The organism is Oceanisphaera arctica (genome assembly GCF_002936955.1).
Lineage (GTDB): Bacteria > Pseudomonadota > Gammaproteobacteria > Enterobacterales > Aeromonadaceae > Oceanimonas > Oceanimonas arctica.
In genome coordinates, this window is record NZ_MPZM01000078.1 from 1 (window position 1) to 6846 (window position 6846).

Sequence of the window (6846 nt, forward strand, 5' to 3'; positions counted from 1 at the left end):
GGGTTCAACACCCCCACCCCGCCTCCCCCTGGAGAATATCCGCCGCTATGCCCGTCACGCCGCTGCCAAGGGGGAGGAGTAGCCCGGTGTCTCCATCAGTTTCACTCATTTCACTTCAAGGACACGCCATGACGCTTTATATCTGGCGTCATCCCAAGCCGCTGAACGCCGCCGGACTCTGTCTGGGGCAAACCGATATGGGAGTGGATAAACGCAAGCTGCGCCGTCTGGCCAACCAGATCCAGCGCTTCGCCCGGCGCAACGGGCTGGCAAAGGTGATATGGGTCAGCCCGCTGCAGCGCTCGCTGGGTGTGGGCAGGATACTGGCGCAACGCGGCTTTCGATGTGAGGTGGCCCCGACGCTGGCAGAAGTGGACTTCGGTAACTGGGACGGTCGCCCCTGGCAGCATATTCCCAGGGCCGAGATTGACTTGTGGTGTGAACGGTTTGCCGACCATGCTCCCGGCGGCGGCGAAAACCTGCGCCAGCTCTTTGCCCGGGTAGAGCGGTGGCTGGCGACCCTGGCCGACACGCCACACCTGGCGGTGGGGCATGCGGGCTGGATCAACGCCGCCCGGCTGCTGACGGCAGGCCGAAGCGTGCCCACGGCAGCCGGAGACTGGCCCCGCCCCGTGGCTTATCGGGCGCTGAGTGTGCTGACTATTCCAGCCGCTCCACCCGCACCTTGGCCACGCCCGCCCGAATCATGTTGAGCTCCCGGGCCGCCTCGGCGGACAAGTCGATGATCCGCCCCTTGGCGTAGGGCCCCCGGTCGTTGATACGCACGACAACCGACTTTTGATTATTGAGGTTGGTTACCCGCACCCGGGTGCCGAATGGCAGGGTACGATGGGCCGCGGTCAGCGCATTTTGATTAAAACGTTCGCCACTGGCGGTTTTGCGACCATGATGGCGGGCTCCGTAATAGGACGCCATGCCTTGTACTCCGGCAACCGGTGTGGTCGTGGGCGCAACGGGTAGTGTGGGGATACTGCTACAGGCCTGCAACAGCAGTAATACCGGCAGCCACCACAGCCAGCGTAAGGGAAATGTCATCGAGTCTGCCTCTTGTATCGACTATTGCTGCTCCAGCCAGGCCACCAGTGCTATGGCCTCGGCCGGGGTGCGCACCACCAGTTTACTGGTGCAGCAGATCCCAAGGCTCGCGGCATAGACTCTAAGCCCGGCATTGAGCTCAAACAGCGATACTAACCGCAGCTGATGCTGCCAGTACAGGCCACCCCCTGTTTGCTGCGACAGAAGGTGCGGATAACCCTGGCTGTCGAGCAGCCGATCACCCACCCCGGGCCTGTGCTCGGTCACCTCATCCAGGTCCGCCACCCAGGCATAACCGTGCCCCCCGGCAAACTCGATGATGGCCGGCCAGTGAATCATTTTTACTCACTCCTGTATTCAATATGGGGTGTACGCGTCACCTTCGAGCCAATCCCCGTCCACGAAAGTGACGGCCTTAACGGCCGTCACTTTATCATATCCGCCGCACCGGCTCGTCTGCCTGAACCGATGCGACTCTGTTACCACCCCGGGCTGAAAAACTGGCTCTCGGCGCCGACTGCCGTCTCGTTGTTGTCAGCCACGAAACGGAGCGGGTGCATTCGGCCTCGCAACAGGTAAGGGTCAACGGCCAGGCTGATGGGCAGATTGACTATCTCCCCGGCCGGCACTATCACCTCAACCGCTCCCACCCAGCTCAAGGCTTCCATTCCTTCCACCCGTACCCGATAGAGCTGGGGTTGCTGGGTCCGGTTCGACAGCTTGAGCGTGTAGGTATTTTCCACCAAGCCTTCCGGCGTTTCCCGAAACAGCTGGTTGCGATCCCGCTGCACGTCGAGCGCCATCGGCACCCGGTTGGCGGCGGCATAAACCAGTACTCCCAGCATCAGCACCATCATAAGACCATAGGCTGTCAGTTTGGGTCGCCAGAGCCGGGTCTTGCCGCCGCCCAGCTGACGCTCGCTGGCATAGCGGATAAGGCCGGTGGCATAGCCCATCTGGTTCATGGTCTGGTCGCAGGCATCGGCGCAGGCGCCGCAGTTGATACACTCGTATTGCAGACCATCCCGAATATCGATGCCGGTGGGGCACACCTGCACGCACAGATTGCAGTCGATGCAGTCTCCCAACCCCTGCGCCCTGGCATCGGCCTTGCGCGAACGCGGGCCTCGCCGTTCACCACGGCCGGCATCGTAAGCGATGCTGTAGGTATCCTTGTCGAACATCGCCGACTGAAAGCGAGAATAGGGACACATGTGGGTACACATGATAGCCCTCATCCAGCCTGCGTTGAGATAGGTGCAGAGAGCAAAGAACCCCACCCAAAAAGTGGGCAGCAGACCGGCAGACCACTGCAGCAGCCCGATACCCAGCTCGGCGGCCGGCACGAAATAGGCGATGAAGGTAAAGCCGCTTAGCAGAGAAATAAGCAGCCAGATCAGGTGCTTGCCACCCTTGCGCGTCACCTTGTTCAGGCTCCAGGGGGCCTTGTTCAGCTGGCGACGCTTGTTGGCGCTGCCTTCCAGCCGCTCTTCCACCCAGATAAACCAGAAGGTCCACACCGTCTGCGGACAGAGATAGCCGCACCATACCCGCCCCAGAAAGGCGGTGATAAAAAACAGACCAAAGGCGGCCACCATCAAAAACAACGCCAGCAGGGTCAGATCCTGCGGCCAGATGGTGATGCCGAACAGATGAAAGCGCTGCTGCTCCAGATCCAGCAGCAGGGCCTGTTGCCCGTTCCAGCGTAGCCAGGGGCCGACCAGAAACAGCAGCATCAGCACCCAGCCTGTCGACTGGCGCAAACGCTGCCAGCGTCCGCGCTGGGCTCGTACATAGACATGACCCTGATCGATGGGCCGGGGATCGGTACAGACCTTGACGTCAATCCGGGAAGAAAGGTTTTCCATAGGGCTCACATGCTTGTTATGAGAAAGGCAGGCCGATGCCGGCCGGCATCAGCTGTTACGACCGGCGCAGTAAAACACGGGCGGTCGCCCCACAACATGCACAGTTGCCACCGAATAAGGCATAACAGTGGCAGCTGGTGAGATAATTCCTATAACAGTACCGACGCACTCAGGTTTGCGGCCCCTCGGCGATGATCTCGACAATCAATTCGGCCAGCCGGTTAATCGCCGTTTCGCTGCGCGGATCCCAGGGCAGCGAGGCGTTCAGCCGAAAACAGTGCCGGTACTGCTCGTCGGCGGCGAACATGCGGCCAGGCGCTATGGTGATGCCTTCTTCCAGCGCCCGCCAGTACAAGCGGGTAGCGCAGCAGTGCGCCGGCAGCTCCAGCCACAGAAAATAGCTGCCTTCGGCGTAATAAACCCGTACCGAGTCGGGAAAAGCCCGCTGAATGGCCCGGTAGAAGATGTGCTTGCGTTGCTCCAGCGTGCGCCGCAGGGTGTGCAGATGCTTGTCGTACCGATGGGAAGACAGATAGTCGGCCAGGGCCAGCTGCATGGGGGCACTGGTCGAGAGGGTGCTCATCAGTTGCAGCCGCTGAATAACCTCGGACTGCTGCCCCGCCGCCACCCAGCCAATCCGAAAGCCGGTGGCCAGGGTCTTGGAGAAAGAGCCACAGTGCAGCACCCGCCCCTCCCTGTCCCAGGCCTTGATCGGCAAGGGCGGATCCAGGCCGGCGTACAGCTCTCCGTAGACATCGTCCTCGACCAGACTGACGCCGTGCTCGGCCAGCAGCGCCAGCAACCGCTGCTTGTTGGCCGCCGGCATGCTGCCGCCTAGCGGATTCTGGCAATGGCTCATCAGCCAGCAGGCTTTGACCGGGTATTGCCGCAGGGCCAGGGCCAGGGCGTCGAGATCCATACCCTGCTGAGGATCCGTGGCCACCGCCACCGCCTTGAGCTGAAACCGCTCTATAGCCTGCAAGGCACCGTAAAAAGCCGGCGACTCCACCACCACCCAGTCTCCGGGGCGGGTCAGGGCTTGCAGACTGAGGTTGAGCGCCTCCAGGGCGCCCGAGGTGATCACGATTTCGTCGGGCGAAATGTCCATGCCCCGGGCGGCGTATCTCTGGGCAATGCTGCGGCGCAAATCGGCACAGCCCGGCGGCAGCGTCACGCCGGTACCTTCGGCGTGCATCTGCCGGGCTACCCTGCTCAAAGATCGGGACAACTGATGTCTGGGGAACAGCGAGGCGTCAGGAAAGGCGGAGCCCAGGGCCACACAGCCGGGGTTATTGCCAGCCTGCAGCACGCTGAAGATAAAGGCGTTGATATCTACCGTTTCCGCCGGCAGCAGCGGCGGCGGAGCTTGATAGCCGGTCGCCTCCCGGGCGGGTGCGACAAAATAGCCGGACTGGGGCCGGGAACGGATCCAGCCCTGGCTTTCGAGCAACTGGTAGGCGCTGAGCACCGTCATCAGGCTCAGCCCCGAGCGCCGCACCGTTTCGCGCAGCGAGGGCAATTTGTCGCCCTCCTGCCAGACTCCGGTGCGGATCTGCTCACGCAGCTGTTGTGCCAGCTGCTCGTATCGGCTCATGTTCCAGGCTGCTTAGTCCTTCGGAAACAGGCAGTTTTCGCCTTCCAGCTGGGTGATGGCCTGACCCAGCTCCAGGGCGCGGCGAATGTCGGTGATTTCCTGCTGGTGGGCGCGGCGCAGTTTCTTGCGCAGCTTGCCCATCACGAAGCGGCGGATCTCTTCTTCGTCTTCCAGCTGCAAACCGGCTACCGAGCAGGGTTTGCGGGTTTCTTCGTTCAGCGCCACCATGGTGAAGTAAGAGGTATTGGTGTGCTTGACGATGCCCTGTCTGAAGTCTTCAGACACCACCTTGATGCCCACTTCCATCGAGCTTTTGCCCACGTAGTTAACTGACGCATACAGGGTCAGCAAATCGCCCACTTCGACCGGGTTGACGAAGTCCACCGAGTCGACCGAGGCGGTCACGCAATAGCCCTTGGCATGGGTGGCTGCGCAGGTATAGGCAATTTTATCCATCAACGACAGAATAATGCCGCCGTGCACCTTGCCACCGAAATTGGCATAAGAAGGCACCATCAGTTCCTTGAGGATTACCTGTGACGACTTGACCGTTCTATAAACCGCTTCGCTCATTACTTCACCTGAATATCATGTGTGCTGAAATAGTCTGAATTTGTATCATACCGGCGCCGGGCCGAATGAAGGAGGCAAGAATGTATGAGCCATCGCCCGCCGTAAACCATTCGGTAGCAGAAAATGCCGACTTTTTTGAAGTTTGCGGCACAGGTCATCCGGTGGGGGCTCGTATCGGCCCTAGGTGTAAGGTATTATTTACACCCCGAAGTGGTTCAAGACATTACCATGCGCTTAAAAGTGACCTGTGAAGACCGCCTGGGCCTGACCCGGGAGCTGCTCGACATCCTGGTGGAGCACCAGATTGACCTGCGCGGTATCGAAATCGATATCAGCGGCATCATCTATCTCAACTTCCCTACCCTCGACTTTGCCGCCCTGCAGCATCTGATGCCGGCCATTCGTCGCATTCCCGGGGTATTCGATGTCAAAACCATCGCCTGCATGCCCTCGGAGCAGGAACATAACGCCATTATGGCACTGCTCAAGGCGCTGCCCGATGCGGTGGTGGCGGTAGACACCCGCGGCCAGATAACCCTGGCCAACGACGCCGCCTGTGCTCTGCTCGACCAGAGCCCCCAGCAACTGGTGCAGCAACCCCTGGGCCCGCTGCTGAAAGGCGTGCATGTCGGCCGCTGGCTGGAGCAGGCCTCGCCCCAGCCGCTGAGCGAAAAAGTCACCCTGGACAGCGAACCCTATCTGGCCGACTTTCTGCCCATCTGGGTCACCGAAGAGTCCGGCGACCAGAGCCTGGCCGGCGCCGTGGTGGTGTTCAAGTCCGCCTATCGCATCGGCCAGCACTTCAAGGTGATGCGCAGCCGCGACAGCGGCCACTTCGACGGCTTTGTCGCCCAGAGCCCGGCCATGGAAAAACTGCTTCGCGAAGCCCGCCGGCTCGCCACCCTGGACGCGCCCCTGCTGATCCAGGGCGAAACCGGCACCGGCAAAGAGCTGCTGGCCCGCGCCTGCCATCACGCCAGCCTGCGCGGTGAAGGCCCCTTCATACTGCTCAACTGCGCAGCCATTCCCGACGACGCCGCCGAAAACGAGCTGTTCGGCTACGCCGCCGGCGCCTTCGGCAACAACACCCAGGGCAAGCGCGGGGTGCTGGATCAGGCCAACGGCGGCACCCTGTTGCTGGACGAAATCGGCGAAATGTCGGCGCTGATGCAGATGAAACTGCTGCGTGTTCTGCAGGACGGCGTGTTCCGTCGCCTCGGCGACGAGCAGGAAGTAAAGGTGGATATCCGGGTCATTTGCACCACCCAGCAGGATCTGGCCACCCTGGTACAGGGCGGTCAGTTCCGTCAGGACTTATTCTATCGGCTCAACGTGCTCAACCTGCGCATTCCGCCCCTGCGCGAACGGCAGAAAGACATATTGCCGCTGTCCCAGCATTTCTGCATTCGCTTCGCCGCCGAGCTGGAGCGCCCCCGCCCCCGACTGGCGCGGAGCCTGAGCGACTATCTGCAGCATTACCCCTGGCCGGGCAACGTGCGCCAGCTGCGCCACAGCCTGTATCGGGCCATCAGCCTGCTGGAAGGGGACGAACTGAGCCTGACCGAACTGGCACTGCCAGAGCAGAACAGCCTGCAGGGGCTGGATACCCTGTGCGAAGGCTCGCTGGAAGACGCGGTAAAGGGTTTCGAGCGTATCCTGCTTGAGCGGCTCTATCCGGAGTATCCCTCCACTCGACAGCTGGCCAAGCGGCTCAACATCTCCCACACCGCCATCGCCAACAAGCTCAAGGACTAC

The 6846-nt window shown here is 61.5% G+C and carries 7 protein-coding genes; 2 read left to right on the plus strand and 5 right to left on the minus strand.

Annotated elements, in window-relative coordinates; genetic code table 11:
* Window positions 1-128: 128 nt before the first annotated feature.
* Window positions 129-713 (plus strand): histidine phosphatase family protein, encoded by a 585-nt coding sequence (locus UN63_RS16400; protein ID WP_104488569.1) that lies wholly within the window; start codon window positions 129-131, stop codon window positions 711-713.
* On the opposite strand, the gene UN63_RS16405 is transcribed toward UN63_RS16400, so the two are convergent.
* The 5 genes from UN63_RS16405 to UN63_RS16425 form a co-directional block, all read right to left on the minus strand.
* A complete protein-coding gene (locus UN63_RS16405) occupies window positions 661-1056 on the minus strand; it encodes a septal ring lytic transglycosylase RlpA family protein (protein ID WP_104488570.1) in 396 nt (131 codons plus the stop codon). The genes UN63_RS16400 and UN63_RS16405 overlap by 53 nt on opposite strands.
* Before the next feature lie 21 nt (window positions 1057-1077).
* Window positions 1078-1395, minus strand: a complete 318-nt coding sequence (locus UN63_RS16410; RefSeq protein WP_104488571.1) for a DUF4144 family protein — start codon at window positions 1393-1395, stop codon at window positions 1078-1080.
* 140 nt (window positions 1396-1535) lie between these two features.
* Window positions 1536-2924 carry a cytochrome c oxidase accessory protein CcoG gene (gene ccoG / locus UN63_RS16415; protein ID WP_104488572.1) on the minus strand — a complete coding sequence of 463 codons (1389 nt, stop codon included), beginning with the start codon at window positions 2922-2924 and terminating at the stop codon, window positions 1536-1538.
* Between the two features lie 169 nt (window positions 2925-3093).
* A complete protein-coding gene (locus tag UN63_RS16420) occupies window positions 3094-4518 on the minus strand; it encodes an aminotransferase-like domain-containing protein (RefSeq protein ID WP_104488573.1) in 1425 nt (474 codons plus the stop codon).
* 12 nt (window positions 4519-4530) lie between these two features.
* On the minus strand, window positions 4531-5091 hold the full coding sequence (locus UN63_RS16425; RefSeq protein WP_104488574.1) for an acyl-CoA thioesterase: 561 nt from the start codon (window positions 5089-5091) through the stop codon (window positions 4531-4533).
* Between the two features lie 228 nt (window positions 5092-5319).
* Here UN63_RS16425 and tyrR point away from each other — a divergent pair.
* On the plus strand, window positions 5320-6846 hold a 1527-nt coding region (gene tyrR, locus UN63_RS16430; protein ID WP_104488575.1), incomplete at its 3' end, for a transcriptional regulator TyrR.

Bases quoted from the DNA above. Each gene is read 5' to 3' on its own strand.
- UN63_RS16400 (WP_104488569.1), top strand. From the start codon at position 129: ATGACGCTTTATATCTGGCGTCATCCCAAGCCGCTGAACGCCGCCGGA.
- UN63_RS16405 (WP_104488570.1), bottom strand. From the start codon at position 1,056: ATGACATTTCCCTTACGCTGGCTGTGGTGGCTGCCGGTATTACTGCTG.
- UN63_RS16410 (WP_104488571.1), bottom strand. From the start codon at position 1,395: ATGATTCACTGGCCGGCCATCATCGAGTTTGCCGGGGGGCACGGTTAT.
- ccoG (WP_104488572.1), bottom strand. From the start codon at position 2,924: ATGGAAAACCTTTCTTCCCGGATTGACGTCAAGGTCTGTACCGATCCC.
- UN63_RS16420 (WP_104488573.1), bottom strand. From the start codon at position 4,518: ATGAGCCGATACGAGCAGCTGGCACAACAGCTGCGTGAGCAGATCCGC.
- UN63_RS16425 (WP_104488574.1), bottom strand. From the start codon at position 5,091: ATGAGCGAAGCGGTTTATAGAACGGTCAAGTCGTCACAGGTAATCCTC.